We start from the raw sequence: 26504 nt of genomic DNA, 5'->3' as shown, positions 1-26504 counted from the left end.
CCCGAGCGGGTCGAGGCGGAGCGCTTGCCGGCTCGAACCGGTGGTGAGGTCCGGCCGATGCGCTCCTGTTACCGGGATTCTAGCGCATCGGCCGCGGCCATGCACCCTCGGGCAAAACACACTTAAGCTAAGTTGGCCGGTCTCAACAGCCGGATCGCCCCGTCGCGCAGGGTCAGGACGTCGCCGCGGGCGAGATCGGTCCAGCACTCGTCCCGGGTCAGCGCCTGCGTGGCGATGACCGTCACCACGTCGTGCTCGGTGGTCTCCTGGGCGAAATCCACCTGCCAGTCCTCGTCGATCAGGGTGGCCTTCCCGAAGGGGGCGCAGCGGGTGAGGTAGCAGAGGCGCTTGCCGCAATGGGCGTAGAGGGTGCGGCTGTCGGTGAGCAGCATGTTGAACACGCCGAGCGCGTGCAGCTCGCCCGCGAGGTCGGCCACCGCCCGGTCGAGGGTCTCGGGGCGGGGCAGGGCGCGGAACCGGGCCTGGAGCCGGCCGAGCATCCAGCAGAAGGCGTGCTCGCTGTCGGTGGAGCCGATCGGCATGAAGCCGCCCAGCGGCAGCCGCTTCACGCCCTTGAGCTGACCGTTATGCGCGAAGGTCCAGCGGCGGCCCCACAATTCCCGGGAGAACGGGTGGGTGTTCTCCAGGCTGACCCGGCCGCGATTGGCCTTGCGGACATGGGCGACCACGATCCGGCTCTTGATCGGCATGTCGCGCAGGAGCCGGGCGAGCTGCGAGCGGGCGCTGGGCTCCGGCTCGTGGAAGCTGCGGCAGGTGCGGCCGTCGTAGAAGCTGATACCCCAGCCGTCGGCGTGCGGCCCGGTCTCGCCGCCGCGCCGGGCGAGGCCCGCGAAGGAGAAGCGGATGTCGGTCGGCACGTTGGCGCTCATGCCGAGCAGTTCGCACATCGTCTTTCAGCCGGGCCATGCGGGGAAGCGGCCCCGTTTAGGAGCGTTCGGCCGTCCCGACAACGGCTTTCGCGCGGGTCAGCGGGCGAGATAGTCGGTCAGCGTCATGCCGACCATGATGGCGACCCAGAAGAAGCCGAGCCCCGAGAATAGCCGGATCAGGGGCGGCTCGTGGATCACCTCCATGGAGACGAGGAGGATCAGCGCCACCATCACGGCGACGACCGCGAGCTCCACGATCCAGACCTGCGCGAAGGGGAGGGTGGCGCCCAGCGTCACGTTGACGGCGAGCAGGGCGAGCAGCGCCAGGAAGGTGAGGACGGGCGTGCGCAGGCGCTTCCGGAGCAGGGCGCGGTCGTCGGCGCTCAGGGTCGCGAGGGGGTTCCGCATCCTACCGGTTCACCACGTAGAGGATCGGGAAGGCGAGGATCCAGACCAGATCGATGAAGTGCCAGTACAGGCCGTAGACCTCGATCCAGTTCTGGTGCCGGGCGAGGAACCCGGCCCTGGCGGCCATCCACGTCATGCCGAGCAGGAGCGTGATGCCGGTGAACAGGTGCAGCGCGTGGAGCAGCGTCGCGACGTAGTAGAGGTTCACGAACAGCCGCGCCGCCGGCGTCTCGGCGAGGGCGAAGGGCCTGTCGCTGAGGAACGGCATCATGTGCTCGGCCCAGTCGGCGTAGTACTCGTAGCCCTTGAGCACGAGGAACAGGCCGCCCAAAGCCGCGGTCGCCAGCATCGCCCGGACCATGGCGCGCTGCCAGCCCATGCGCGAGAACTCGATCGCCATCGACATGGTCAGGCTGGAGCAGATCAGCACCACGGTGTTGGTGGCCCCGATCCAGAACTTCAGGTGCTTGGCCGCCGCGACCGTCGCCTCGGGGTGCTGGATCCGGGTGATCAGCGCCACCAGGAACAGGGCCGCGAACAGTAGCAATTCGGTGATCAGCCACGCCCAGATGCCGAGCGTCGCCGCTTCGCGCTGCTGCGCCACGCTCTCGAAATGGTGGGCGCGGGCGACCCCGACGCCGTCGGCGAGGGGCTCGCTCATCCGTGCTGGTCCCGGGCTTCCTGGGCCTGGATCGGGTAGTCGTAGGGGATGCGCGGCACCTCCGGCGGGGACAGGAAATTGTGCGTCGGCGGCGGGGACGACGTCTCCCACTCGAGCCCCTTCGCGTTCCACGGGTTGGCGGGCGCCTTCCGCCCGAACCAGAGGGAGTAGACGAGGTAGAGCATCGGGAAGAGGTAGCCCGCCGCCAGGATCGTGGCGCCGGCCGAGGACAGGACGTTCAGGAGCTGGAACTCGGCCGGGTAGGTCGCGTAGCGCCGCGGCATCCCCAGATAGCCGAGGATGAACTGCGGGAAGAAGGTCACGTTGAAGCCGAGGAAGATCAGCAGCGCCGAGACCCGCCCCCAGGGCTCGCTGTACATGCGGCCGGTGAATTTCGGCCACCAGAAGTGCAGGCCGCCGAGGAAGGCCAGCACCGTGCCGCCGACCATGATGTAGTGGAAATGCGCGACCACGAAGTAGGTCGCGTGGATGTGCTGGTTGATGGCGAGCGTCGCGAGGTAGAGCCCGGTGAGCCCGCCGAGCACGAACAGGCCGATATAGCCCATCGCGTAGAGCATCGGCGTGTCGAGGCGCAGCGCCCCCTTATGGATCGTCGCGGTCCAGTTGTAGACCTTCACGGCCGAGGGCACCGCCACCGCGAAGGACAGGGCGGAGAATACCAGCGAGGCCAGGTCGCTCTGGCCGTTGACGAACATGTGGTGACCCCAGACGAAGAAGGTCACCGAGGCCAGCCCGATCGACGCGTAGGCGACGAAGCGGTAGCCGAACAGCTTCTTCTGCGCGAAGGCCGGGACGATCTCGGAGATCACCCCCATGCCGGGCAGGACCATGATGTACACGGCCGGGTGCGAGTAGAACCAGAACAGGTGCTGGAACAGCACCGGGTCGCCGCCATAGGCCGGATCGAACACGCCGATATGGAAGGCGCGCTCCGCGATCAGCAGGATCAGCGCGGTGGTGATCACGGGCGTCGCCAGCAGGAAGATCAGGCTCGTGGCGTAGTGCGCCCAGACGAAGATCGGCAGCTTGAACCACGTCATGCCGGGCGCCCGCATGGTGTGGATCGTGACGACGAAATTGAGCCCGGTCAGGATCGACGAGAAGCCCACGATGGTCACGCCGATCAGCGCCGGCAGGACCCAGGTGTTCGAGAAGGCCGTGGAGAGCGGGGCGTAGAAGGTCCAGCCGGTATCGACCCCGCCCAGCACCACCGAGACCAGGGTGAACAGGGCGCCGGCCATGAACACGTACCAGCTGGTCAGGTTGAGCTTCGGGAAGGCGAGGTCCCTGGCCCCGATCATCAAGGGGATCAGGAAGTTGCCGAAGGTCGCGGGGATCGACGGGATCAGGAAGAACCAGACCATCACCACCCCGTGGATGGTGAAGGCCTTGTTGTAGGTGTCGTTGGTCATGATCGCGCCGTTCGGCACGATCAGCGCGAGGCGCACCACGCCCGCCGCCAGGGCGCCGATCACGAAGAAGCCGGTGATCGAGGCGAGGTAGAGGATCGCGATGCGCTTGTGATCGGTGGTGAGGAACCACGAGCGCAGGGTCGATTCCGCGTGCAGGTAGTCGGATTTTCGCCCGATCGTGGATTCGGGGGCGTGGGGTTCCCGGCGGGCGGTGCCGCCGACGCTGCCCGATGCGCTCATCGTGTCGCTCCCGGCAGCGTCGCGTCCGCGGCCTTGCCGGAGGCCGGACCCGCGTAGGATTTCAGGAAATCGATCAGCGTGCCGAGCTCGTCCGCCGGGATCCGGCCGGCGAAGCTCGGCATCACCTGCTTGCCACCGCCGGCGAGCCGGTCACCGTTCGGGTTCAGGATCTTCTCGCGCAGCCACGCGTCGTCGGCGGTGACGGTGCGCCCGTCCGCGAGCTTGACTTGGCTGCCGTAGAGGCCCGCGAGGCTCGGCGCCTTCACGGACGAACCGGGGTCGTGGCAGCCGGCGCAGCCATAGGCCTCGTAGAGCGCCCGGCCCGCCGCGACCTTGCCCTGCTGCGCGCCGGCGTGGGTCAGCCAGTCCTGGTAGTCGCCGGGATTCATGAAGGTGACCTCGCCGCCCATCACGGAATGGTCGGTGCCGCAATATTCCGAGCAGTAGAGATGGTAGGTGCCGGTTTTCTCGGCCTTGAACCACAGGTCGGTGTAGCGGTCGGGCAGGGCCGCCACCTGCATCCGCACGGCCGGCAGGTAGAGGGCGTGGATCACGTCCTGGCTGATGATGTGCAGCCGGATCGGCTGGCCGATCGGCAGGTGCAGGTTGTTGATCTCGGACTGGCCCGTCGGGTGCTGGAACTTCCACATCCACTGCCGGCCGATCACCTCGACCACCATGGCGTCGGGGGGCGGGTTCTTCGACTCGACGAACAGTCGGGCGCCCCAGACGAAGAAGATCAGCGTCAGCAGGAACGGGATCAGCATCCAGCTGATCTCGATGAGGTTCGACCGGATGCCCGAGGGGCTCCGATCCGCCTCGGAGCCCTCGCGGTAGCGCAGGGCGAAGTAGGTGATCGCCACGAAGACCGGCACGGTCAGCAGCAGCGTCAGCACCGTGAAGGCCAGGATCAGCCAATCGGTCTCGATCGCCGTGGCGGAGACCGCGGCGGGCCAGAGCTGGAGGGAATCGTGGCTCGGCGTCATCGCGCAGCGGGCTCCGCCGGTTCGAGGGAGCGGCCGACGGTCAGGTCCATGGCGCGCCCGATCGGGATGCGGGCGCGGGTGTGGGCCTCGTCCCGGTAGCCGTAGCCGGAGAGGCGCGCCGCGGCCTCGGCCCGCTCGCGGTCGAGGTCGGCGTAGGGGTCGGCCTGCAGGTTCGGCGGCGGCGGCGCCAGCCGCGTCGTCTGCTGCGGCGTCAGGGTGGGCAGCGCCCGGCGCTGGCTCGCCGCGAAGGTGCCCATCAGCCAGACCATCGCGCCGACGACCGCCAGCGCCGCGAGCGCGAGGCCCGCCATCACCAGCACGGTGTTGCGGACGTTGACGTCGCGCGTCTCGTGCCCGGGATCGTCGGGATGGCGCTGGGTGTTGGCCGCCGGGCGCGGCGGCCGCCCGTTCAGGAGGCCGCTGCCGCGCAGGGTCAGCCCCGCGAGGATCGCCGGGATCAGGCCGGTGGGTCCGTCCGCGCTCATGCCGGCCTCCCGGCGCGGCGGGCGGTCGCGGCCGCGCGGTCTGCGCGCGGACGCATCAGCGGGCGCAAAGCGGCCGCGAGGCAGGCCACGGCGCCGGCGGCCAGCACGTCGCTCGGCCGGAGGACGAAGCGGTCGCGCACCGCCGGGGTGATCAGCCAGAACATCTCCAGGGCGTGGACGGCGACCGCCGCGCCGGCCAGGATCCGGGTGGTCGGGCGGCCCGGCCGCAGGGTCGCGAGCCCGGCCAGGACCACGACCGCGCCGGCCACGATCGCCAGCGCCCGCCCGACCCAGCCGCCGCGGGCGAGGTACCACGCCACCTCGGGCGGCAGGTTGGCCGACCAGACGATCAGGAACTGCACGAAGTGCATGTAGGCCCAGAGGCCGAGGAGCACGACGAGGGGGACGAGCCGGCCCCGGCCGGGGGCCGTGCGGCCGCGCCCCACGGGCTCCGGCTCCTCCCAGGCCAGCAGGATCGCCGCCGCGAAGGCGAGGCCGCTCCACGCCGTCATCACCAGGAGACCCAGGAGGGTGGAGTCGAGCCGCGGATCCAGGGAGGCGACGACGTCGGTGACGAACAGCGTGCCGATGACCGCGTGCAGGCCCACCGCCGGCACGGTCCGCCCCTCGCCGGGCGCGTCGAACGGTCTGGCGAAGCGCAGCGCCAGCCAGGTCCAGGCCGCGAGGTAGGCGATGACCCGGACCGCGAAGAACGGCACCGTGAACCACAGGGCGGCCAGCGGCGTGCGCGCCGGGGCGCTCACCCAGGGATAGAGCAGCGGCGCGGCGGCCAGCAGCGGCAGCGCCAGCACGGCCGCGACCGGCATCAGAGCCGTCAGCCGGCGCAGGCCCGCCAGCATCTCGATGCCGCCGCGCTCGCGGACCCGCTTGCCGAAGCGCTCGGCCACGATGACCACCGGCAGGGCGCCGACCGGCAGGGCGAGGAGGACCAGCCACGCCGCGAGATACGAGGCCGCAGCCCCGCGCCAGCCGCCCGCGATCAGGCAGACGGCCAAGAGGACGAGGCCGGCGAGGCCGAGAAGGGCGGGGCGCCTCACCGCGTCGCCTCCAGTCGCGCGCGATCCGCCTCGGGCAGGCTCGCCACCGGAGCGTCCTGGCTGAGCTGGAGGGCGCGGACGTAGGCGACGATCGCCCAGCGGTCGGCCGAGGGGATCATCTGGGCCATGCCGAACATCGCCTTCCGGCCGTTCGAGATGGCGTCGTAGAGGTCGGACGCGGAGGCCGCGCGCACCGGCCCGGCGGTGAGGTCGCCGGCGGACGGGAAGCCCCGGGCCACGATCATCCCGGCGCCGCGGCCGTCCTGCCCGTGGCAGGGGGTGCAGAACACCCCGTAGCGCTCGCGGCCCTGGTCGAGCAGCGCCCGGCTGATCGCCTGCGGCTGCGGCGCCGCGCGGGCCGGATCGCTCCGCGGCACGGTGCCGGCCACCGGCTGGCGCATCGTGATCTCGCGGGGGAAGAACGGGTTCTTGTCCCAGGTCTTGGCCCGGGCCTGATCGGCCATGTCGGCCTCGCCGCAGGCGGCGAGCGGCGCGAGGGCCAGGCAGGCGAGGAGGGCGCGTGGCCCGGCGCGGCGGGCGGCGCGGCGGACGGCGCGCCTCATCGCGGGATCCGCCGGATCTCGAGGGGGCGCCCGGCCTCGGCCGGCAGGGAGGCGAGCCGCCGCTCGATCCGCGCCGCGTCGAACCGGTCGCCCCGCGCCTCCGCGGAGAGGAAGAACCGGTCCTCCGAGGCGCGCAGGAAGCCCGGGATGTTGAAGGCCGGATGGTTCAGCCGGGGCAGGCGGTTGAGCACGAGGAGCGCGAGGTGGATCGCCACGCAGCCCGCCATCATCGCGAAGGAGACGCTCGGGACCACGAAGGACGGCCAGGACAGGCGCGGGCGGCCGCCGATCAGGAACACGTAGTCGTAGGCCGTGGCGTAGATGCACAGCGCGAAGAAGCCGGAGCCGCCGAGCAGGGCGCCCGCCAGGGCGTAGGGCAGGATCGAGCGCCCCTCCAGGCCCAGGGGCCGCAGGGTGCGGGGCATCGGCACCGGTCCGTGCCCGTCGAGATGGACGTGGTCCGGGCCGATCCCGGAGACCGCCTGGAGGGCGGCAGCGAGGTCGCCCTGGCTCGCGAAGGTCGCGGACACGCCCCACAGGGGCGCGGTGACCGGGTTCTCCTCGGGGCGACCCGTGGCCCCGGACGCGGCCGCGCGGGCGGCCTCCTGCGCGGCCGGCGACGCCGTCAGGGCGAGGCGGCGGCTCTCGACGATCGAGACGGCCGGCAGGTAGCGCAGGAACAGGAGCAGCAGGGTCAGGAACAGCCCGATCGAGCCCGCGAAGGTGGCGATGCCCCAGATGTCGGTCGTGTAGGGCAGCCTCGAGGAGGGCAGGAAGTCCTGCGTCAGGGTGACGACCAGGACCATGACGTGGTCGGCGTAGGCACCGATCGCCACGAGCAGCCCCACCGCCGCGATCGCCGGCGGCGCCGTGCGGGCGCGGGCCGACCAGAGGATCTGCGCGGGCAGGACGAGGCACAGGACCGCCGTCCAGGACACCAGGGCGTGGTCGCCGGTCATGCGCCGGACCAGGACGCCGCGCCCCTCGGCGTCGCCGTTGAGGAAGGTGTCGAAGTACTCGGCCGCGTAGCAGTAGGCGCTGGCGCAGCCGAGGCAGAGCAGCAGCCGCCCGAGCACGTCGAGATGGCGGTCCGTCACCAAGGCGTCGAGGCCGTAGACGAGGCGGATCAGCATCACGGTCACCGCCGTGACGCCGACGCCCGAATAGACCGCGTTGACCAGGAAGCTCACCGGCAGCAGCGTGCTGTGCCAGCCGGGCATCAGCGAGCCCGCCAGCATGACCGAGGCCCCGGTCTGGACCGAGACCACCAGCAGCACGCCGAGGAGCGCCACCGTCCGGTAGGCCTGGACCCAGATCTGCCAGTGGGCCGCCGAGCCGCGCCAGCCCGAGGCGAGGATGCCGTAGACCTGCGCGCGCAGGAGGGCGAGCTTGCGGGTCGGCGCCTTCGCGTCGAACTGGCGGAGCGCCTCGACGTGGGCCCGGTCGCGCAGCGTCGCGAGGTCCGGCAGCAGGCCGATGAACCAGAGGCTGACGCAGATCACCAGGAACGACACGATGTCGATCGCGTCCCACAGGAGCGGCGAGCGGAACTGCGGCCAGAGATCGTAGGTGTTGGGGTAGGGCAGGTTCCAGAAGAAGAACCAGGGCCGCCCGAGATGGATGATCGGGTAGAGGCCGGCGGCCGCGGTGGCGAGCAGCGCCAGGGTCTCGGCGACTCGGTTCACCGCCCCGCGCCACTCCGCGCCGAGCAGGAGCAGGATCGCCGAGACCAGCAGGCTGCCGGAGGCGACGCCGATCCACCAGTCGTAGCTCGCGATGTCCAGCGCCCAGACGACGGCGTTGTTGTTCGCCCAGATGCCGGGGCCGGCGTAGAGCAGGTAGCCGAGGGTGAGGACGAACAGGCCGAGGAGCGAGGCCGCCCCCGCGAAGGCGATCCACCAGCGGCGGTTACCGGGATGCGTCAGCGGGATCTCCGCGACCGCGCCGCCGATGTCCTCGAGGGTCGCGTCGGGCCGGATCAGGGCGCCGGACATGCTCAGCCCTCCCGTCCGTTGGGATCGGCGGCCGGGGCGAGCCCGGCGAGGTAAGTGGTGCGCGGCCGCGTGTTGAGATGCCCGAGGAGCGCGTATTCCCGCGTGTCCCGGCGGGCGGCCGAGACCTGGCTCCCCGGGTCGGCAACGTTGCCGAAGGTGATCGCCCGGGTCGGGCAGGCGCCCTGGCAGGCGGTCTCGACGCTGCCGTCGGGGATCGGCGCGTGGGCGTCCTTGGCCGAGGTGATCCGCGCCGCCGTGATCCGCTGGATGCAGTATGTGCACTTCTCCATCACGCCGCGGGACCGGACCGTGACCTCGGAGTTGCGCTGCTGCTGCTCCACCGGGGTCGTGCCGCCGGTATAGTCGCGGTAGTTGAAGCGCCGGACCTTGTAGGGGCAGTAGCTCTGGCAGGTCCGGGTGCCGACGCAGCGGTTGTAGACCTGCAGGTTCAGGCCCTCGCTGTCGTGGAGCGTCGCCTCGACGGGGCAGCCGAGCTCGCAGGGCGCCTGCTCGCAATGCATGCAGGGCACCGGCTGGAAATGCGTGGTCGGGGCGTCGAGGCCGCCCGCGTAGTAGCGGTCGACCCGCAGCCAGCCCATCCAGCGGCCGAGCGCGACCTCCTCGCGCCCGACCACCGGGATGTTGTTCTCCGCCTGGCAGGCGGTGACGCAGGCATTGCAGCCGATGCAGGCATCGAGGTCGATGGCCATGCCCCACTGCGCGGCGACCCAGCGGTCCTGGCTCTCCGGGGGCGGATAGAACGAGGCGGGGGTCGGCGCGCCCTTCGGGTCGCCCGCGGGCGCGGCGCCGAGCGCCTGCACGCGCACGAGATCCTGCCCCTCCATCGTGCCGAGATGCTGGGTAGTGACCGGCTTGCGCACGCGGCCGGTCTTCGTCAGCCGGGCGCCGGCGAGGCGCCAGGTCGAACCGGCCGGGCGCAGGGGCGCGGAATCGTAGCCGAGGCCGCGGGCGAGGTGGTCCGGCACGTCGCGGCCGTAGCCCAGGGTGAGGGTGACGGTGTCGTCGGCCTGGCCGGGCAGGATCCAGGCCGGCCCCTCGACCGCGCGGCCGCCGGCCTCGACCCGCAGGATGTCGCCGGTCGCGATCCCCGAGCGCTCGGCGAGGCGCGGGCTCACCGCGACCACGTTCTCCCAGACCACCTTGGTCAGCGGCTTCGGGAGTTCCTGCAGCCACGCGAGGTCGGCGTGGGTGCCGTCCCAGATCGTCGGATCGGGCCGGAACAGCACCTCGACCTCGCCGGCGGACGCGGGGGATGGGGCGGCCGCGGGGGCCGCCGCCTGCGTCAGCGCGACGGTCTCGGCCGGACGCGCGCTGTCCGCCCAGAAGCCGAGGCGCAGGGCCTCGGTGAAGCGGGCCTCGAAGGCCGCGTCGTCCTCGCCGGCGCTGCGCGCGCCCGCCTTGAGGAGGTCGAGGGCGTCCTGGCCGCTCTCCCCGCCCTCGCCGCCGGCCAGGAAGGCCAGCATCTCCGAGGGCGTCCGACCGTTGTAGAGGGGCGCGACGGTCGGCTGGATCAGCCCCACGGTCCCGTCGAGGGACCGGATGTCGCCCCAGGATTCCAGCGGGTGGGCAGCGGGCAGGTGCCAGTCGGCGTGCGCGCCCGTCTCGTCGTAGTAGAGTCCCGCGTGGATCTTGAGCGGGACGCGCGCCATCCGGGCGGCAAAGTCGAGGGCGCCCGGCGCCTCGTAGACCGGGTTGGCGCCGAGCACGACGAGCGCCTTGACGGCACCCTGATCCATGGCCTCCGCGAGCTCCGCGAGGGTCCCGGCGCCCGTCTCTTCCGCGGGCGCCGTGTGGACCAGGGTCGCGCCGGTGTTGCCGAGGGCGCCGTTGAGGCGGTGGACCAGCGCATGCAGTTCCGGGCTCGCGGTCAGGCCGGCGGTGACGATGCCGCTTCCCCGGGCCTCGGTGAGCGCCGTGCCGGCGCCCCGCGTCCAGCGCGCGACGGGGTCGTCGCCCATCGGCGCCGCGCCGCCCGCAGCCAGGGCGAGGAGGTCCCGGGCGAGGTCCTCCAGCCGGCCGGCCGGGACCGCGAGACCGTAATCCGCCTTGGCGCTGGTCAGCGTCGGCGTCGGCGCCGCCGCGTGGAGGGTGAGGAGGCGCCCCTCCGCGTAGGCCGCGCGCCGCGCCTCGCTCCAGCGCCGCGACAGGCCGACCTGGCCGGGCCCGAGGTCCAGGAAATCGCCGTCCAGCGCCACGATGGTGCGGGCGCGGCCGAAATCCGGGATGGTCTCCAGCGGCCGGCCGTAGGCCTGGCGGGCGCCCTCGTAGATCCCGCCGCGGCCGGCCCCGGCGCCGGTGTACCAGCGCAGAGCCGGGTAGGCGGCCCGCAGCCGCACGATCTGGGCCGCCACGCCGGGCGACGTCACCGGGCCGGTGAGCAGGGCGAGACCCTCGCCCCGGCTCTCGCGCCAGCCCGGCATCCGCGCCTGGAGATCCGCCCGGAACGCCGGCCAGGAGCTCGGCCGCCCGAGATGCTGCACCGCCTGGGAGCGGAACGGGTCGTAGAGCCCGAGGACCGAAGCCTGGGCCAGCACGTCGGTGCCGCCGCGGCTCCAGGGATGCTCGGGGTTGCCCTCGATCTTCAGGGGGCGGCCGTTGCGGGTGGTGACCAGGATGCCGTTGCCGAAGCCGTCGAACACCGCCGAGGAGGCGTAGGACAGGTCCGTGCCGGGCACGATCCGCTCGGGCTGGTTGACGTAGGGCACCTCGTAGTCGCGGCCGTTGCCCCCGCCGCAGGCGTTGAGGCCGCCCAGCGCGAAGGAGGCGGCCATGAGCTTCAGGAAGCCGCGCCGCTCCGGGGCGGCGGCGAGCCGGGACGCCGACGGGAACTCGGCCGCCAGATAGGCGCGGAACTCGGGGCTGTCGGCCACGGCGTCGAGGCTGCGCCAGAAGCGCGGTCCGTCGCCGCCGGCGAGTTTTTCGCGCAGGGCCGCGATGTCGGGGGCGCCGGTCATCGGTGGCAGATCCCGCATTCGGTCAGCCGCTCCCCGCCGCGGATGTGGTACTGGGCCACGAGCTTGGGGCCCAGACTCGCCTGGTCGGCCGGCGGCTTCCAGGTCATGTTCCAGACCTGATCCGGCGTGCGGACGTACTTCTCCGGGGCCCGGTGGCAATCGAGGCAGAACTGCATCTCAAAGGCGTTGGCCCGGTAGGTCATCTGCATCGACGTGACGTCGCCGTGGCAGGTCGAGCAGCCGATCCCCTTCGTCACGTGGACGGAGTGGTTGTAGTAGACGTATTGCGGCAGCTTGTTCAGCCGCTTCCATTCCAGCGGCTTGTCCTGCGCGTAGCTGTCGCGCACCGGCTTGAGCATCTCGGAGCCGGTCCAGATCTGCGAGTGGCAGGTCATGCAGGTGTGCGTCGGCGGGATGCCGGCGGTGGCCTCCCGGTCGACCGTGGTGTGGCAGTAGCGGCACTGGATGCCGAGCTCGCCGGAATGGTGCTTGTGGCTGAACGGCAGCGGCTGGGCCGGCGCGATCCCGACGCCCGTGACGTAGTTCGAGCGCACGATCCCGGCCGCCAGGACCGGGACGCCCACCAGGCAGGCCACGCCGGTCATCAGCGCGAGGCGGTAGAGCGCGTCGGCGCCGGGGGTGAACAGCTGCGCCATCAGGCCGTCCCGGACGTCGAGCCGGCCGTGCCGTGCCCTTCGGTCTGCTCAGCCCCTCGCCGCACGCGTCACCCCATCCTCTGGTCCCGCCCGAGATCGGCTGCGCCGGCACGCCCACGCGATGCGGTCCGGGCGGACGCGGCGACCGGACCTCGCGGCGCGCTCCAGATCGCGCCGCGTGCAGAGAATCGAACCTAGAGCGCTTCCAGACCAGGGCTAGAACTTGGATCAGTCCGGCCGACATGTCGCACGGGGCCGGGCCGCGCCGGCCGCCCTTTCCGCCGCGGCCCCGAAGGCCTATGCCGCGGACGGCGGCGGACCGCGGCGGACCCGCCCGATGCTGTCCGGAGACGCATGGAATCCGATCCTCTCCTCCTGACGTGGCGCGCCGCGCGGCCGCAGCACACCGTCGCGGCGGCCCTCGCGGTCGGGGTCGGCGCGCCGCTCTGCGCGCTCGCGCTCCTGTGCCTGCGCGACCTAATCGCGGTCCTGCCGCGCGACGAGGCGCCGGTCCTCCCGTTCCTGCGCGTGGCGGCGGAGCTCCCGGGCCGGGAACTGGTGCTCGTCCCCGGCATCCCGATGCGCCCCGCCGAACTCGAACTCACGGCCTTCCTGTGCATCGCGGTCTGCGCGCTGGCGCTGGCGGGGGTCGGCTGGTTCGTGGCGCGCCTGTGCTTCAAGGCGCAGAACAGGGCCGGGGACGCCGTCCGCGAGGGCGTGCTGCAGGCGATCCTCGACGCGCCCGCGGGCGCGCGGGACGAGGCGCGCGGCCTCACCCGGATCGTCGGCGAGGTACTGGCCCGGGCCGACCGCCTGCTGGCCGCCGGCATCGTGCTGCCGGCGATGACCCTCGCGGCCCTGATCCTGGCCCTCGGCTTCGCGGCGCTCGCCGCGCCCAGGCTGGTCCCCGCGGCGGTGATCGGCCTCGCGGCGATCGGCCTCGCCTACGGGCTGGTGCTCGAGCGCGCGCGCGACCGGCACGATCTGCGCCTGCGCTCGAGCGCGCGCGCCGAGGAGAGCCTGAACGACCTCGTCCGGCGGCTGCCCGCCGTGCGCAACCACGGCGCGGCGGCCATCGAGCGCCGCCGGATCGCCGCCCGCGTCGCCGCGATGCGGGCCAATGTCGGGCGGGCCGAGGCGCGGCTGGCCTATGCCCGGGCGCCGGCCCTGGCCCTGGCGGTGATCCTTCCGGCGATCGCCGCCGGCACCGCGCTGTGGCGCTCGGGACCGGGCCAGCCGCCCGCGGCCCCGGTGGATCCGGCCGCCCTCGTGGCGGCCGTGGGCGCCTTCGGCCTCGCCGGCTGGCTCGCGGCGATCTGCGCGCGGCTCTGGATGGTCCGCAGGTCGGTGCGCCCGCGCCTGCGCGACCTCGCCCGCACCATCGCGGCCCTCGAGGGGCGGCGGGCCCGGGCCGCCCGCAGCGGCGCCGCCGCCCTGCCGCTGCCCCGGTCCGGAATCCTGGCCACCGAGGGCGTCGGCGCCTTCGATCCGGCCACGGGCGAGCGCCTGACCGGCGTCGACGTGGCCGTGTCGATGCCGGGGCACGTGGCGATCACGGGCAGCCGCGGCAGCGGCGCCCGCGCGCTGGCGGCGGTGCTGGCCGGCCAGGTCGAGCCGACGGCCGGCGCCGTCACCTACGCGGGCACGGACCTGCGCGACTTCGACGCCGCCGAGCGCGCCCGGCGGATCGCCTTCACGTCCGGCGAGGCGATCCTGATGGAGGGCTCCCTCCGGCAGAACCTGCTCTACGGCACCGATCCGGCGACCGCGCCCGACGACATCGCGCTGATCGGGATCAGCCGGCTCACCGGCCTCGACGGCTTCGTGTACGCCCGCGGGCTGACCGGGCGGCTCGACCCGGCCGCCCAGCCGCGGCTCGCCGCCGCGATCGTCGCCGCGCGCCGCACCATGCGGGTGGCGCTGGCCGCCAAGGGCGCCGAGCGCCTCGTCGAGCCCTTCGACCCCGACCGCTACAACAATCAGGCGAGCATCGGCGAGAACATCCTGTTCGGCGAGCCGGTGGGCGGCACCTTCGCGCCCCTGCGCTTCGCGCGCCACCCCTACCTGCGGGCGGTCCTGGAGGCCGAGGGGCTGGTCCGGCCGCTCACCGAGATCGGCCTGTCGGTGGCCCGCAGCACGGTGGAGATCTTCGCCGACCTGCCCAACGACCACCCCCTGTTCGACGCCTACTCGCTGTTCCAGGCGGCCGAGCGGGGCTATTTCGAGGATCTCGTGGCGCGCCTGCCCGGGGCGGCGAGCCTGCGGCGGGGACCGGCGGGCCAGCGCGACCGCGCGCGGCTGATCGGCCTCGCGCTGCGCTACAGCGAGTCCCGCCACCGCTTCGGCCTGATCGACGGCTCGTTCGAGGAGCGCCTCGTGCAGGCGCGCCGGTCCTTCGCCCGGATGCTGCCGGCCCACCTCGCCGGCGCGGTGGTCTTCCACGATCCCTCGCGGGTTAATCCGGCCGCGAGCCTGGAGGAGAACCTGCTGTTCGGCCGGATCAGCCTCGGCGAGGCCAATGCCGAGCCGCGGGTGCGCGAGCTGGTGCGCCGGGTGCTGGCCGACGAGGGCCTCGAGGCCTCGGTCTACGGCCTCGGCCTCGACAGCAAGGTCGAGATCCAGCCCAGCACCGGGGCGCTGGCGGACGGCGCGATCAACGCCCGCGAGCGGGTGGCGATCGAGCTGAGCCGGTGCCTCGCCCGCGACCCCGACATCCTCGTGGTGGCGGTCGCGATGGACGAGCGGAAGGCCGAGGGCGCGCGCGAGCGTCTCGCCCAACTGCGGCAGGCGCGGGCCGGGCGCGGCCTCATCGTCTTCCTGTCCGAGACGGGCCTCGCCGAGTGCGCCGCGCCGTTCGACGCGGTGATCGCCGTGGAGAACAGCGCGGTCGTCGCGCCCGTGCCGGCGGATGCCGAGCGGGAGCCGGAACCCGCGGCCTGAGGGGAACCGGCGGCGGTGCCCGTCCGCGGGGGAGGCGGCGCCTCCGCGGAGCGACGGGCGGGGCGACGGGCGGACCGGACGCGCAGCCTCACGGCCGCCGCAATACTCCGTCAGGTCGCGAGGCCGCGCCCGTCCGGCAGCCATCCCGGCCGATCCAGCGCGGACGGTTCATGCCCCTGTCGACCTCGCTTCCCCTCGCCGCCGGCCTCGTTCTGCTGGCCCTCGCAGGCCCGGCCGCCGCGCAGGCGGGCAAGGCCGAGGCGCCGATTCCGGCCGCGACCCTCGCGCTGATGGCGCAGAAGGGCGTGACGGCCGCCTCGCCGGTCCTGTTCCGGGCCTACAAGAAGGAATCGGAGATCGAGGTCTGGAAGAAGGGCGCCGCGGGCTACGTCTACATCAAGACCTTCCCGATCTGCCGCTGGTCCGGCCAGCTCGGGCCCAAGCGCAAGACCGGCGACCGTCAGACCCCGGAGGGGTTCTACGCCGTGCCCCGGCGCCAGATGAACCCGAACTCGCACTACTATCTGTCCTTCGACGTCGGCTATCCCAACGCCTACGACCGGGCCCATGGCGGCACCGGCTCCGCCGTGATGGTGCACGGGATCTGCTCGTCCATGGGCTGCTTCGCCATGACCAACGGCACGGTCGGCGAGATCTACGCCATCGCCCGGGACGCGCTGAACGGCGGGCAGGCGGCCTTCCAGTTCCAGTCCTACCCGTTCCGGATGACGGCCGAGAACATGGCCCGCCACCGGACCGATCCCAACATCGCCTTCTGGCGGGAGCTCAAGGCCGGCTCCGACCGGTTCGAGGCCAGCCGGGAGGAGCTGCAGGTCTCGGTCGTCGCGGGCCGGTACGCCTTCGCGCCCGCCCGGGATCCCGCCGTCGAGGCGGCCGTCACCACCCGCCGGGCGGTCGAGGAGGCGCGGATGGCCGCGCTCGCCGAGGCGGGCGAGCCCGCCGTGCGCACCACCTATTCCGACGGCGGGCAGAACGCCTTCTGGGCGGCCTACACGGCCCGGGGCGGCGCGGTGGGGGACATCAGCCGGCCGGAGGCCCTGGCCTTCGCCGGGCAGGAGGTGGTGGTCGTGCCCGGCCATCGCGTCCATCGCCCGGTGCCCGAGACGGTCTGGGCCGGCTGGGCCGCGCCCGGATCGGGCCTGTCGCCGCGGCAGATGGCGGGGTTCGTGCCGGTCTACGAGCGGGCGCCTGACCCGTTCGGGGCCCTGGTCGCGCCGCTCCCGACGCGGTACAGCGACGCACTCCCGTCCTGGCTGGCCGCGGGACTCGCCGGATCGGCGACCGGCCGCCCGATTCTGGCCGGGTCGCCGGCCGGTCTCCTGGCCGCCGCGGAGCCCCTCTGAGCATGCGAAGGCCCTTCGCGGCGGCCCGTGCGTGTGCGCGGACGCACATCACGACCGCGTGCGGCACACCAATTCATGATACGGCAGGGGATGAGCGGTACACCTGCTCCGTCGGCCTGCCGTATTCAAAGCTACCTTCCCGGAACGGCGACGGGGTTTCGATCATAAGTGATCGGGACCGACTGTCCGCGGATTCGTGATCGCCATGTCGAACAGTTCCGAGCCGACCATCCTGGCGGCCGACCAGGACCTCGCACTGCGCTTCTGGGGCGTCCGCGGCTCGACGCCCGTCAGCGGCCCGCAATACGCCGAGTTCGGCGGCAGCACGCCCTGCATCGAGGTGCGGTGCGGCCAGCGCATGTTCATCGTCGACGCGGGCTCGGGCATCTACAACCTCGGGCAGGGTCACCGGACCGATCTGCCCCAGGAAGTCGACCTGCTGTTCAGCCACCTGCATCTCGACCACACCGCGGGTCTGCCCTTCTTCAAGCCGGCGGTCCTCGATCCCGACCGGGTGATCAACACCTATTGCGGCAACCTCGGCGGCGAATCGGCCGGGCCGACCCTCGACCGCCTGTTCGCGCCGCCGCTCTTCCCGGTTACGCTCGACAAGCTGTGCTGCACCTTTCACCACCACGGCTTCGAGGCGGGTCAGACCCTGGCCTTCCCGGACGGCACGCGCGTCGCCACGATCCTGCTGAACCATCCGCAGGGATCGGTCGGCTATCGGTTCGAGCACGGCGGCCGACGCCTGTGCCTGATCAGTGACATCGAGCACAGCGACCCGTGGCCGGATCCGGAGCTCGCCGCCTTCGTCGCCGACGCCGACCTGATGGTCTACGACGGCATGTTCACCGACGGGGAATATCCGACCTGCCGGGGCTGGGGGCACTCGACCTGGCAGAAGGGCGTGGAGCTCGCCCGGAACGCCGGCGTGAAGGCGCTCGGGATCATCCACCTGCACCCGGCCCATTCCGACACGGCGCTGCGCGACATGGAGGCCGACCTCCAGGCCGAGATGCCGACGGCGTTCATCGCGCGCGAGCGCCAGAGCCTCATCGTCGGTGCCCCGCGGGCGGTCAGCGGCCGGCCGAGCGCGCGCCCGGCCGTGGCGCGGGAGATGCGCCGCCGGATCAAGGTCGCCTGAGGCCGGGCGTCAGACGGAGCGCCGTCGGCGCGTCCGGCTGTACCGGGCCCAGGTGAACAGCACGAACAGCGCGACACCGATGATCAGGATGCTCCAGCCGTAGTTGCTGACGAGCTGCGCGTCGATCGGGTGGCCGACGTACCCGAGCGCCACCAGCAGACCGAGCACCGCGATCGCCGCGGAAACGAGCATCCCTACAATCATCGAAGTCCCCGGCGCGTCCCATCCGCGCGATTCGGCAGGGCCGTATGGTGGGGAAGAATGCACGGCAGCGGCACCCGTTCCAGCCCCGTGATCAGCCTCCCGCGAGCCGGCGCGCGGTCCCTCGGCCGCGATCATCCGCCCAGCGCTGTTCACCGGAATGGCGCGGCGGCGCATTCGGCGGCTCCCATCGCGCCGAAGTTAGGCTAAGTAGGCCGCCTGACGGCGCCCCGAGGCGCGCGAGGAGCTCGAGACCACGGCGATGAGCGGCCAAGACAACACGACGGCGTCCGCGACGGCGCACACCAGCGAGCAGACGCATTCCGCCGCCGCCCCGGGCCCCCTGCGCCCGCAGGACCAGCTCGTGACCATCTACGGCGGCTCCGGCTTCCTGGGCCGGCACGTGGTGCGGGCTCTGGCCAAGCGCGGCTACCGGATCCGCGTCGCGGTGCGCCGGCCGGACCTCGCGCTGTTCCTGCAGCCGCTCGGGAAGGTCAACCAGATCGTCGCCGTCCAGGCGAACCTGCGCTACCCGGACTCGGTGGCCCGGGCCGCCGAGCGGTCGGACGTGCTGATCAACCTCGTCGGCATCCTGCAGGAGACCGGCTCCCAGAGCTTCGCGCGGCTGCAGGTCGACGGGGCCGAGGCGATCGCCCGCGCCGCGGCGCGCCAGGGCGCCCGGATGATCCAGGTCTCGGCGATCGGCGCCGATCCGGCCTCGCCGTCGCTCTACGCGCGCACCAAGGCGGAGGGCGAGGCGCGGGTCTTCGCCGCCTGCCCGGACGCGGTCGTGTTCCGGCCCTCGCTGATCTTCGGGCCGGGTGACAGCTTCTTCAACCGCTTCGCCGGCCTCGCCCGGGCGCTCCCGGTCCTGCCGCTGGCCGGCGGCCAGTCCCGCTTCCAGCCGGCCTTCGTGGGCGACGTCGCCGAGGCGATCGCCCGCGCGGTCGACGGCACCCTGGCGCCCGGCAAGGTCTACGAGCTCGGCGGCCCGGAGGTGGGCACGCTGGAGCATTTCGTGCGCTACATGCTGAAGACGATCCGGCGGAAGCGGGTCGTCGTGGACCTGCCCGTGCCGGCGGCCAAGCTCCAGGCCCGCATGCTGGAGATCGCCGACACGCTGACCTTCGGCCTGCTGCCGGATTCGCTGAAGCTGACCCGCGATCAGGTCACGCTGCTCCAGAACGACAACGTCGTCTCGGAGGCCGCCAAGGCCGAGGGCCGGACCTTCGAGGGAATCGGGATCACGCCGACCGCCGCGGAGGCGGTGGTGCCGGGCTATCTCTGGACCTTCCGCAAGGCGGGCCAGTTCGCCACCGATCGCGACGAGGAAGTCCTGTCCGAGGTGCCCGACACGCTGGCGTCGCAGCCCCTGGCGGCCGGCTCGCAGCACCGGCCGAAGACCGCCTCCGGCCCGGCGATCGGCGCCGATGCCGGCAGCTCGCCGGGGGCCGGGCAGGGCAGCATGGGCGTGCGCTGGGGAACCCGGAACCCGGGCTAGGTGACGCTCCCCGCCCGGATCGCGCCGTGAGCGCGCCCTCTCCCCACGGGTCCGGCGGCCCGGCCCCGCGGCGCGTCCTCGTCACCGGGGCGGCCGGTTTCGTGGGCGGCCACGTCCTGCCGCTCCTGGCGGGGGCGACGGCGGGGTCGACGGCGCGGGCGGGCGACTGCGTGGCCGGGATCGGGCGGGGGCGGTCGCCGCGCCTGCCGGAGGGCGTAACCTACGCGGCGATCGACCTCCTCGACGAGGCCGCGCTCGGCGGCTTCGTGGCGCGGTTCCGGCCGACCGCGATCCTGCACCTGGCGGGCCTCGCCTCGGTGGCGGATTCCGCGAGCGGCCCGGGCCAGACGTGGCGGGTCAACGTCAACGGCCTGATGAACCTCGTGGCCGCGGTGGAGGCGGTGCCGGGCTGCACCTTCTTCTTCGTCAGTTCCGGCGAGGTCTACGGCAGCGCGTTCCTCGCCGGCCACGCCCTCAGCGAGGCGGTCGAGCCGCTGCCGCGCAACACCTACGCCCGGTCGAAATGGGTCGGCGAGCAGCTGCTCCGCGACCTGCTGCCCCGCATCGGCGTGAAGCTCGTCGTGCTGCGGCCGTTCAACCATATCGGTCCCGGCCAGGATGAACGCTTCGTCGTGGCCTCCTTCGCGGGACAGATCGCCCGGATCGAGGCCGGCCTCGTGCCGCCCTGCCTGGAGGTCGGCAACCTCTCGTCCTACCGCGACTTCCTCGACGTCGCCGACGTGGCGAACGCCTACGCCGACCTGATCGGCCGCGCGGACTCCCTGGCGGACGGGAGCGTGTTCAACATCAGCTCGGGCCAGCCGCGGACGATCGCCAGCGTCCTCGAGGACCTGCGCGCCCGGGCCCGGGTGCCGTTCGAGATCCGCATCGCCCCGGAGCGGGTACGGCCGACCGAGATCCCCCTGGCCGCGGGCGATGCCGGCCGCCTCCACGCCGCCACCGGCTGGCAGCCGCGGGTCACGTGGGATGCGGCCCTGACCCGGGTTCTGGACGACGCGCGGGCGCGGCTCGCGGACGCGCGCGAGACCCGCTGAGGCGCCGGGCCCCGCGCGAAGCGGCGCTCAGCGCTCCGCGACGCCGATCAGGGCAGTGGAGGGGATCGGCAGGACGGGTCGTCCGGCCGCCATGCGCCGCGCCTCCGCGATCACCGCGGCCCGGTCGTCCGCGCTCAGGTCGACCCAGTCCGGCGACAGGCCGAACACCGTGTCGGGGTCGTCGAGCAGGGCGACGTCGAGCGCGTAGTCGAAGGTCACGCGGTCGATCCGCGGGGCCGCGTACCCGGCCGCGACCAGTTCCCGGGCGAAGCCGGCCGGATCGCCGAGCGCCCGCACCCCGTCGGGCATCGCCCGGCTCTCGCGCTCGGGGAACAGCCGGCGGCGGATCTCGCCGAGCAGCAGGAACGTCGCCGCGCCCTGATCCTGCCACGTCGCGACGACGCCCCGTCCCCCGGGTCGCGTCACGCGCGCCATCTCGGCGAGGCCCTTCCGCCAGTCGGGGAACATGATCACCCCGAAGATCGAGAACACCGCGTCGAAACCGCCGTCGGGCAGGTCGAGGGCCTGGCCATCCATGACCCGCGCGTCGACGTTGGGCAGGGCCGCGCCGGCGATGCGCGCGACCATGCCGGGCGCGAAATCGACCGCGAGGACCTGCGCCCCCGTCCGCGCCGCGGCCAGCGCGAGGGCGCCGGTGCCGGCCGCGACGTCGAGGACGCGGCTGCTCTCGGTCAGCCGCACCCGCGCGAGCGCCGCCTCGGCGAAGCGCGCCGTGAACGGGTGGGCGGTCGTCTCGTAGTGCTCGGCGACCTTGTCCCACCGATCGGGGTTCTCGAACTCGCGCACCGCTTCGGCTCCGCTCTATCACGTAACTTGATAAGTATCGTGATGCGGCACGGTTGCCAATCCCGGGCCCGGTGTGATGGATCGGCGGGTGCGCACCGATAGCCGCCTCTCCCGGACGCTCCATGTGCTGCTTCACATGGCCCGCCACGACGGACCGATGACGTCCGAGGCGATCGGGCGGATGCTCGGGACGAACCCGGTGGTCGTCCGGCGGACGATGGCCGGGCTCCGGAACGCGGGCTACGTGAAATCCGAGAAGGGGCACGGCGGCGGATGGTCCATCGCGGCGGACCTGAACGCGGTCTCGCTGCTCGACGTCCACCGCGCGGTCGGCGGCCCCCGCATCTTCGCGATCGGCAGCGATCGCGCGAACCCGGCCTGCGCGGTCGAGAAGGTCGTCAACGCGGCGGTCGAGGACACGCTGCGCGAGGCCGAGGCGCTCCTGGTCGCGCGGCTCGGTTCCGTCAGCCTCGCCGAGCTCGCGCGAAGCTTCGACGCCCGGTGCCGGCCCGACAGGCCGTCGGACGCCTCGACCTGCGCCTGACGGCGGGCGGTTGCCGCGGCGACGCTCAGGCGCCATCCTCGGCATCGACGCGGACCAGCACGAGATGAGCGGCCATGGGCCTACTGGACGGATTGCTCGGACACGGCTCGGCCGTCGACGCGGCCTCCCTGGAGCGCCGGCTCGACGGCATCCTGATCGAGGGCGAGACGGCGCGGCTCGCCTTCAAGATCATCCGGGACGTGTTCGTGTTCACCGAGCGCCGCGTCATCCTGATCGACGTCCAGGGCGTGACCGGCAGCAAGGTCGAGTTCCTGTCGGTGCCGTACCGCGCGATCGTGCGTTTCTCGGTCGAGACCGCCGGCACGTTCGACCTCGACGCCGAGTTGAAGATCTGGGTCTCGGGGGCGGCGGAGCCGATCCAGCGGACCTTGAAGAAGGGCGCGGATGTCCGGGGCATCCAGCGGGCCCTCGCCGAGGGCGTGCTGCGCTAGCCCACGTCACGCGCCGGCCGGCGACGGCCTGACTACCGGACCACGCCCTTGGCCCGCAGCGCGTCGCGCGCGTCCTCGGGATACTCCAGCTGTTCCGCCAGGATCTCGGCGCTCGAATCCCCGAGGCCCGGCGGCATGCGCCGCACCGGCAGCCGGCGGCCGTCGAGCCGGTAGGGTGGGGCGATGACGTGGGCGGTCGCGGATGCCGTCCCCGGTGCCGCGACCACCAGCCCGGCCTCCCGGGCGCGGTCGCAGGTGAGCGCCTCGCGCAGGCCCATCACCTCGCCGCAGGGGATGCCCGCCGCCCGGAGCCGGGCGATCAGCGGCGCGCGCTCCCACTTGGCGAGCTCGGCCTCGAGCACGGGGATGAAGGCGGCGCGGTTGCGCGACCGGTCGAGGTTGGTGGCGAAGCGCGGGTCCGCGACCCAGTCCGGCCGCTCCAGCACCTGCTCGCAGAAGCGGCGGTACTGCCCGTTGTTGCCGACCGTGATCACCACCGGCCCGTCGCCGGCCTCGAACACCCCGTAGGGCACGATCGACGGGTGGGCGTTGCCGTAGCGGGGCGGATCGATCCCCCGGGCGAGCGCCTCCAGGCCGTAATAGGAGGTCAGCGCCACGCCGCAATCGAACAGGGCGAGGTCGACGGTCCGGCCGCGCCCGGTCCGCTCCCGCTGGTACAGGGCCGCCAGCACCGCCTGGGCGGCGAACTGGCCGGTGAACAGGTCGACCGCCGCGACCCCGAACTTGAGGGGCGGTCCCCCGGCCTCGCCGTTGAGCGCCATCACGCCGGATTCGCCCTGGACCACGAGGTCGTAGCCGGGCCGGCCGGCCTCGGAGCCGTCGGAGCTGTAGCCGGCGATCGAGCAGTAGATCAGGCCGGAATTCTCCGCCGACAGGTCCGCGTAGCCGAGGCCGAGCTTCTCGGCCCCGCCGGTCTTGAAGTTCTGGACCAGCACGTCGCTCTCGCGGGCGAGCGCCTTGACGATCGCCAGCCCCTCCGGCGTGGCGAGGTCGACGCCGATCGAGCGCTTGTTGCGGTTCACGCTGTCGAAATACGAGGTGTTGCCGGGGCTCGTCGGCACGCCCCAGTCGCGGGTGTCGTCGCCGCGCTCCGGGTGCTCCACCTTGATCACGTCGGCGCCGAGATCGCCCAGCACCTGCGCGCACCAGGGTCCCGCCAGGACCCGGGACAGGTCGAGGACGCGGATTCCGGCGAGCGGCAGGTCGGCAACGGCATCCATCGCGATGGTCCTCAGGCTCCCATGACGCCGTCGAGGCTGCGCACGGCGTCGATCAGTCTCGGGCGCGCCACCTCCAGGAGGAAGCGCGCGTCGGTGATGACGGTGGGGGCACCGCAATTGACCGACATGGGCGGCAGCCCGCCGCCGGGATGGAACCCCACCGCGATGGCGCAGACCGTCTCCTGCCACTCGCCGAACGAGGTGCAGCAGCCGAGTTCCCGGTGCTCCTCCACCGCGCGGTCGAGGCCGGCGCGCAGCACCGGCCAGGCCACGGGATCCAGCGCCTTCAGGTCCTCGTAGATGCCCGCGCGCTCCCGGTCCGGGCAGACCGCCACGTAGGCGCGGCCCATTGCGCTGCGGGCCAGCGAGATGCGCGAGCCGGTGTCGAGGTTGAGCGAGATCGCCGCCGGGCCGCGCTGGCAGTCGACGTAGCGCATGCTGAGCCGGTCCCGCACCCCGAGGCCGACCGAGGCGTTGGCCGCCTCCGCAACCGCGCGCAGCACCGGCCGGGCGATGGCGCGGACGTCGAGGCCGCCCAGGGCGGCCGAGCTCAGCGCGATGGTGGCGGTGCCGAGTCGGTAGCGGCCGAGCTCGGCCATGTGCTGCAGGTAGCCGAGCTTGGTCAGCGTGTAGGTCAGCCGCGACACGGTGGAGCGCGGCAGGCCGCAGGCCTCCGCGATGTCGTGGTTGGCGAGGCTCGTGCGCCCCGGGCCGAAGCAGGCGAGCACCGACAGCCCCCGGGCCAGGGCCGTGACGAAGTGCCGGTCCTCCTTCGCGCCGGCGCCGGCCGCGTCGGGCTCGGCCGTGTCGAGCCCGATGTCGGATCCGGCGCGCGGGCCGGCCTCCACCTCCATCCGCCCGCTCATCGGCGCAGGAACGCCGCGAAGGCCGCCTGCGCCGCCGGACCGCGGCGGAGAGCGTGGAAGACCTCCGCCTCGGCGTCGAGCGCGCGGGCGACGCTGTCGTCGTGGCCGCGCCGCAGCGCCTGCTTGGTGGCGGCGATCGAGACCCGAGGCAGGACGGCGAGCGCGCGCGCCTTGGCGAGCGCGGTCTCCAGGGCCGTCCCGGCCGGGACGGCGGCGTTGATCAGGCCGGCCGCGGCGGCGTCCGCGGCCGTGAAGGGCTCGCCGAGCATCAGCAGCTCGGCGGCGCGCTTCGATCCCGCCACCAGGGGCAAAAGGTAGCTCGACCCGCCCTCCGGGCTGAGGCCCAGGGCCGTGAAGGGCAGGCGGAACCGTGCCCCGTCCCCCGCGTAGGCGAGGTCGCAGTGGAGCAGCAGCGTCGTGCCGATGCCGACCGCGTGGCCCTCCACGGCGGCCACGACCGGGAGCGGGCAGGCGCGCAGGGCCTTGAGGAAGGTGAGGCCGGGACTGTCGCCCCCGGTCTCGACGTCCTGGAAATCCTTGAGATCGTTGCCGGCGGTGAAGCAGCCGCCCGCGCCGGTGAGGACCAGGGCGCGCACCTCCGCGTCCCGTCCCGCGGCCTCCAGGGCGTCGGTCAGGCCCGCGTAGGTCGCCCGGTCGAGGGCGTTGCGCCGGTCCGGCCGGTCGATCGTGACGAGCCGGATCCCGGGCTCCGGATCGGCGAGGCGGACGCTCACGGAACGGCACCGCCGTCGCGGTCCGCAACGTAGTCCGCGGACTGGCCGGCCGTCCGCGCCCGCGCCGCCGCGTATTCCCGGGCGAGCCGGGCGACGAGGTCGGCGGTCGCCGGCGCGTCCGCGATGGTGCCGACACCCTGGCCGGCGCCCCAGACGTCGCGCCACGCCTTCACGCTGGCGCTGCCGAAGTCCATCGCGGTCTTGTCGCGCACCGGCAGGGCCTCGGGATCGAGCCCGGCGGCGCGGATGCTCGGCGTCAGGTAGTTGCCCGGAACGCCGGTGAAGTAGGGGGTGTAGAGGATGTCGGCGGCCGCGCTGCCGGCGATCATGTCCTTGTAGGCCGCCGCCGCGTTCGCCTCCCGGGTGGCGATGAAGCGGGTGCCCATGTAGGCGAGGTCGGCACCCATGGCCTGGGCCGCCAGAATCGCGGAGCCCGAGGTGATCGCCCCCGACAGGATCAGCGGCCCGTCGTAGAACCGCCGGATCTCGCCCACCAGGGCGAAGGGGCTCAGTGTCCCCGCGTGGCCGCCCGCCCCGGCGCAGACCAGGATCAGCCCGTCGACGCCGGCCTCCAGCGCCTTCTCGGCGTGGCGGACATTGGTGACGTCGTGGAACACCACCCCGCCATAGGCGTGGACCGGGCGGATCACCGCGTCCGGCGCCCGCAGGGAGGTGATGATGATCGGCACACGGTGCCGCACGCAGGCCTCGACATCCTGCGCCAGCCGGTCGTTGGAGGCGTGGACGATCTGGTTCACCGCGAACGGCGCGACCCGCCGCGACGGGTCGGCGGCGCGGGCCTCCGCGAGCGTCTGCGTGATCCGCGCGAGCCACGCGTCGAGGAGTTCGGCCGGCCGGGCATTCAGCGCGGGGAAGGAGCCGACGACCCCGGACAGGCACTGGGCGATGACCAGCTCCGGGCCGGAGACGATGAACATCGGGGCGCAGATCACCGGCAGGGCGAGCCGGCCGCGCAGGATCTCGGGCAGGCGCCCGCCCGGGTCGCGCTCGGGACCGTCGCTCACCGCCCGCTCCCCGCTGCCGGAACCCGCGCCGGACAGGCGCCCCCGGGCCGCTCGCCCCGATCCTTGCCGCGCACCGCGATCCTCCCCCGTGCCTCCGGCGGCCCGGCCTTCGCGCGCCGGGCGGCATCCGCAACCGAGTCTCGTTAAGGGCCGTTGTGATGGCATGGCCCCGGGCCGCGGGTCAAACGGCCGAGGCGACGCTTTTCTGCACTGCAGAACAGTTGGCTGCACCCCGATGACAGACCCTGCCCATCCTTGACGCTGGCGGGCACTCGGAC

At 73.1% G+C, this 26504-nt stretch carries 24 protein-coding genes; 7 read left to right on the top strand and 17 right to left on the bottom strand.

The annotated features are described in order from the left end of the window. Positions 1 to 122: 122 nt before the first annotated feature. From LXM90_RS18440 to LXM90_RS18390, 11 genes are all read right to left on the bottom strand, one after another. Positions 123 to 908 (bottom strand): class II glutamine amidotransferase, encoded by a 786-nt coding sequence (locus LXM90_RS18440; RefSeq protein ID WP_020092374.1) that lies wholly within the window; start codon positions 906 to 908, stop codon positions 123 to 125. Positions 909 to 986: 78 nt separating this feature from the next. Next, the gene (locus LXM90_RS18435; RefSeq protein ID WP_020092375.1) at positions 987 to 1298 is read right to left on the bottom strand and encodes a hypothetical protein; all 312 of its coding nucleotides are present in this window, start codon (positions 1296 to 1298) and stop codon (positions 987 to 989) included. A 1-nt stretch (position 1299) separates the two neighbouring features. After that, the gene (locus LXM90_RS18430; protein WP_020092376.1) at positions 1300 to 1959 is read right to left on the bottom strand and encodes a cytochrome c oxidase subunit 3; all 660 of its coding nucleotides are present in this window, start codon (positions 1957 to 1959) and stop codon (positions 1300 to 1302) included. Next, the gene (locus tag LXM90_RS18425; protein WP_020092377.1) at positions 1956 to 3632 is read right to left on the bottom strand and encodes a cytochrome c oxidase subunit I; all 1677 of its coding nucleotides are present in this window, start codon (positions 3630 to 3632) and stop codon (positions 1956 to 1958) included. Before LXM90_RS18425 ends, LXM90_RS18430 begins: the two co-directional genes overlap by 4 nt. Beyond that, positions 3629 to 4618, bottom strand: a complete 990-nt coding sequence (gene coxB, locus LXM90_RS18420; protein WP_020092378.1) for a cytochrome c oxidase subunit II — start codon at positions 4616 to 4618, stop codon at positions 3629 to 3631. The genes LXM90_RS18425 and coxB overlap by 4 nt, the downstream gene beginning before the upstream one ends. Beyond that, entirely contained in the window at positions 4615 to 5103 is a 489-nt protein-coding gene (locus LXM90_RS18415; protein WP_020092379.1) for a hypothetical protein, read from the bottom strand. Before LXM90_RS18415 ends, coxB begins: the two co-directional genes overlap by 4 nt. Then, on the bottom strand, positions 5100 to 6161 hold the full coding sequence (locus LXM90_RS18410) for a hypothetical protein (protein WP_020092380.1): 1062 nt from the start codon (positions 6159 to 6161) through the stop codon (positions 5100 to 5102). Before LXM90_RS18410 ends, LXM90_RS18415 begins: the two co-directional genes overlap by 4 nt. Next, positions 6158 to 6724, bottom strand: coding sequence for a c-type cytochrome (locus LXM90_RS18405; RefSeq protein WP_020092381.1), 567 nt, complete (start codon positions 6722 to 6724; stop codon positions 6158 to 6160). Before LXM90_RS18405 ends, LXM90_RS18410 begins: the two co-directional genes overlap by 4 nt. Further along, positions 6721 to 8718, bottom strand: a complete 1998-nt coding sequence (locus tag LXM90_RS18400; RefSeq protein WP_020092382.1) for a DUF3341 domain-containing protein — start codon at positions 8716 to 8718, stop codon at positions 6721 to 6723. The genes LXM90_RS18405 and LXM90_RS18400 overlap by 4 nt, the downstream gene beginning before the upstream one ends. A gap of 2 nt (positions 8719 to 8720) precedes the next feature. Then, complete coding sequence (locus tag LXM90_RS18395) at positions 8721 to 11693, bottom strand: TAT-variant-translocated molybdopterin oxidoreductase (RefSeq protein WP_020092383.1); 2973 nt, start codon at positions 11691 to 11693, stop codon at positions 8721 to 8723. Next, positions 11690 to 12349, bottom strand: a complete 660-nt coding sequence (locus tag LXM90_RS18390; RefSeq protein ID WP_020092384.1) for a cytochrome c3 family protein — start codon at positions 12347 to 12349, stop codon at positions 11690 to 11692. The genes LXM90_RS18395 and LXM90_RS18390 overlap by 4 nt, the downstream gene beginning before the upstream one ends. Before the next feature lie 354 nt (positions 12350 to 12703). On the opposite strand from LXM90_RS18390, the gene LXM90_RS18385 reads away from it, so the two are divergent. The 3 genes from LXM90_RS18385 to LXM90_RS18375 all read left to right on the top strand — a co-directional run bounded on the left by LXM90_RS18385 (position 12704) and on the right by LXM90_RS18375 (position 17800). Next, the gene (locus LXM90_RS18385) at positions 12704 to 15289 is read left to right on the top strand and encodes an ABC transporter ATP-binding protein/permease (RefSeq protein WP_205833406.1); all 2586 of its coding nucleotides are present in this window, start codon (positions 12704 to 12706) and stop codon (positions 15287 to 15289) included. Positions 15290 to 15459: 170 nt separating this feature from the next. Further along, a complete protein-coding gene (locus LXM90_RS18380; RefSeq protein WP_020092386.1) occupies positions 15460 to 16653 on the top strand; it encodes a L,D-transpeptidase family protein in 1194 nt (397 codons plus the stop codon). 205 nt (positions 16654 to 16858) lie between these two features. Beyond that, entirely contained in the window at positions 16859 to 17800 is a 942-nt protein-coding gene (locus tag LXM90_RS18375; protein WP_020092387.1) for an MBL fold metallo-hydrolase, read from the top strand. A gap of 9 nt (positions 17801 to 17809) precedes the next feature. Here the strand turns inward: LXM90_RS18375 and LXM90_RS18370 are convergent, their stop codons facing one another. Then, the gene (locus tag LXM90_RS18370) at positions 17810 to 17992 is read right to left on the bottom strand and encodes a hypothetical protein (protein ID WP_020092388.1); all 183 of its coding nucleotides are present in this window, start codon (positions 17990 to 17992) and stop codon (positions 17810 to 17812) included. 271 nt (positions 17993 to 18263) lie between these two features. On the opposite strand from LXM90_RS18370, the gene LXM90_RS18365 reads away from it, so the two are divergent. Together LXM90_RS18365 and LXM90_RS18360 are read left to right on the top strand one after the other, a co-directional pair. Next, positions 18264 to 19502 (top strand): complex I NDUFA9 subunit family protein, encoded by a 1239-nt coding sequence (locus tag LXM90_RS18365; protein ID WP_020092389.1) that lies wholly within the window; start codon positions 18264 to 18266, stop codon positions 19500 to 19502. A 26-nt stretch (positions 19503 to 19528) separates the two neighbouring features. Continuing rightward, complete coding sequence (locus LXM90_RS18360; RefSeq protein WP_020092390.1) at positions 19529 to 20557, top strand: NAD-dependent epimerase/dehydratase family protein; 1029 nt, start codon at positions 19529 to 19531, stop codon at positions 20555 to 20557. A 27-nt stretch (positions 20558 to 20584) separates the two neighbouring features. On the opposite strand, the gene LXM90_RS18355 is transcribed toward LXM90_RS18360, so the two are convergent. Beyond that, complete coding sequence (locus tag LXM90_RS18355; RefSeq protein ID WP_020092391.1) at positions 20585 to 21364, bottom strand: class I SAM-dependent methyltransferase; 780 nt, start codon at positions 21362 to 21364, stop codon at positions 20585 to 20587. An 88-nt stretch (positions 21365 to 21452) separates the two neighbouring features. Between LXM90_RS18355 and LXM90_RS18350 the strand changes: the two genes are divergently transcribed. Continuing rightward, on the top strand, positions 21453 to 21908 hold the full coding sequence (locus tag LXM90_RS18350; protein ID WP_020092392.1) for an Rrf2 family transcriptional regulator: 456 nt from the start codon (positions 21453 to 21455) through the stop codon (positions 21906 to 21908). Between the two features lie 74 nt (positions 21909 to 21982). After that, positions 21983 to 22360 (top strand): PH domain-containing protein, encoded by a 378-nt coding sequence (locus LXM90_RS18345; RefSeq protein WP_020092393.1) that lies wholly within the window; start codon positions 21983 to 21985, stop codon positions 22358 to 22360. 32 nt (positions 22361 to 22392) lie between these two features. Here LXM90_RS18345 and LXM90_RS18340 read toward each other — a convergent pair whose 3' ends face one another. The 4 genes from LXM90_RS18340 to LXM90_RS18325 are packed head-to-tail and all read right to left on the bottom strand — an operon-like array spanning position 22393 to position 26226. Further along, complete coding sequence (locus tag LXM90_RS18340; protein WP_042669979.1) at positions 22393 to 23601, bottom strand: CaiB/BaiF CoA transferase family protein; 1209 nt, start codon at positions 23599 to 23601, stop codon at positions 22393 to 22395. Positions 23602 to 23612: 11 nt separating this feature from the next. Then, on the bottom strand, positions 23613 to 24467 hold the full coding sequence (locus tag LXM90_RS18335) for an IclR family transcriptional regulator (RefSeq protein WP_234080995.1): 855 nt from the start codon (positions 24465 to 24467) through the stop codon (positions 23613 to 23615). After that, positions 24464 to 25201 (bottom strand): enoyl-CoA hydratase-related protein, encoded by a 738-nt coding sequence (locus LXM90_RS18330; RefSeq protein WP_020092396.1) that lies wholly within the window; start codon positions 25199 to 25201, stop codon positions 24464 to 24466. Before LXM90_RS18330 ends, LXM90_RS18335 begins: the two co-directional genes overlap by 4 nt. Further along, positions 25198 to 26226 carry an NAD(P)H-dependent flavin oxidoreductase gene (locus tag LXM90_RS18325; RefSeq protein ID WP_181049179.1) on the bottom strand — a complete coding sequence of 343 codons (1029 nt, stop codon included), beginning with the start codon at positions 26224 to 26226 and terminating at the stop codon, positions 25198 to 25200. The genes LXM90_RS18330 and LXM90_RS18325 overlap by 4 nt, the downstream gene beginning before the upstream one ends. Positions 26227 to 26504 lie beyond the last annotated feature (278 nt).

It is taken from the genome of Methylobacterium oryzae (genome assembly GCF_021398735.1).
Lineage (GTDB): Bacteria > Pseudomonadota > Alphaproteobacteria > Rhizobiales > Beijerinckiaceae > Methylobacterium.
The sequence above is the reverse complement of the archived record's forward strand: the minus strand, read 5'-3'. Positions and strand labels throughout refer to the sequence as shown.

What these genes read in the sequence shown, in the direction of transcription:
- LXM90_RS18385 (WP_205833406.1), top strand. Translation starts at nt 12,704, where the DNA reads ATGGAATCCGATCCTCTCCTCCTGACGTGGCGCGCCGCGCGGCCGCAG.
- LXM90_RS18395 (WP_020092383.1), bottom strand. Translation starts at nt 11,693, where the DNA reads ATGACCGGCGCCCCCGACATCGCGGCCCTGCGCGAAAAACTCGCCGGC.
- LXM90_RS18380 (WP_020092386.1), top strand. Translation starts at nt 15,460, where the DNA reads ATGCCCCTGTCGACCTCGCTTCCCCTCGCCGCCGGCCTCGTTCTGCTG.
- LXM90_RS18390 (WP_020092384.1), bottom strand. Translation starts at nt 12,349, where the DNA reads ATGGCGCAGCTGTTCACCCCCGGCGCCGACGCGCTCTACCGCCTCGCG.
- LXM90_RS18345 (WP_020092393.1), top strand. Translation starts at nt 21,983, where the DNA reads ATGGGCCTACTGGACGGATTGCTCGGACACGGCTCGGCCGTCGACGCG.
- LXM90_RS18405 (WP_020092381.1), bottom strand. Translation starts at nt 6,724, where the DNA reads ATGAGGCGCGCCGTCCGCCGCGCCGCCCGCCGCGCCGGGCCACGCGCC.
- LXM90_RS18335 (WP_234080995.1), bottom strand. Translation starts at nt 24,467, where the DNA reads ATGAGCGGGCGGATGGAGGTGGAGGCCGGCCCGCGCGCCGGATCCGAC.
- LXM90_RS18340 (WP_042669979.1), bottom strand. Translation starts at nt 23,601, where the DNA reads ATGGATGCCGTTGCCGACCTGCCGCTCGCCGGAATCCGCGTCCTCGAC.
- LXM90_RS18370 (WP_020092388.1), bottom strand. Translation starts at nt 17,992, where the DNA reads ATGCTCGTTTCCGCGGCGATCGCGGTGCTCGGTCTGCTGGTGGCGCTC.
- coxB (WP_020092378.1), bottom strand. Translation starts at nt 4,618, where the DNA reads ATGACGCCGAGCCACGATTCCCTCCAGCTCTGGCCCGCCGCGGTCTCC.
- LXM90_RS18400 (WP_020092382.1), bottom strand. Translation starts at nt 8,718, where the DNA reads ATGTCCGGCGCCCTGATCCGGCCCGACGCGACCCTCGAGGACATCGGC.
- LXM90_RS18440 (WP_020092374.1), bottom strand. Translation starts at nt 908, where the DNA reads ATGTGCGAACTGCTCGGCATGAGCGCCAACGTGCCGACCGACATCCGC.
- LXM90_RS18425 (WP_020092377.1), bottom strand. Translation starts at nt 3,632, where the DNA reads ATGAGCGCATCGGGCAGCGTCGGCGGCACCGCCCGCCGGGAACCCCAC.
- LXM90_RS18365 (WP_020092389.1), top strand. Translation starts at nt 18,264, where the DNA reads ATGAGCGGCCAAGACAACACGACGGCGTCCGCGACGGCGCACACCAGC.
- LXM90_RS18430 (WP_020092376.1), bottom strand. Translation starts at nt 1,959, where the DNA reads ATGAGCGAGCCCCTCGCCGACGGCGTCGGGGTCGCCCGCGCCCACCAT.
- LXM90_RS18375 (WP_020092387.1), top strand. Translation starts at nt 16,859, where the DNA reads ATGTCGAACAGTTCCGAGCCGACCATCCTGGCGGCCGACCAGGACCTC.
- LXM90_RS18415 (WP_020092379.1), bottom strand. Translation starts at nt 5,103, where the DNA reads ATGAGCGCGGACGGACCCACCGGCCTGATCCCGGCGATCCTCGCGGGG.
- LXM90_RS18435 (WP_020092375.1), bottom strand. Translation starts at nt 1,298, where the DNA reads ATGCGGAACCCCCTCGCGACCCTGAGCGCCGACGACCGCGCCCTGCTC.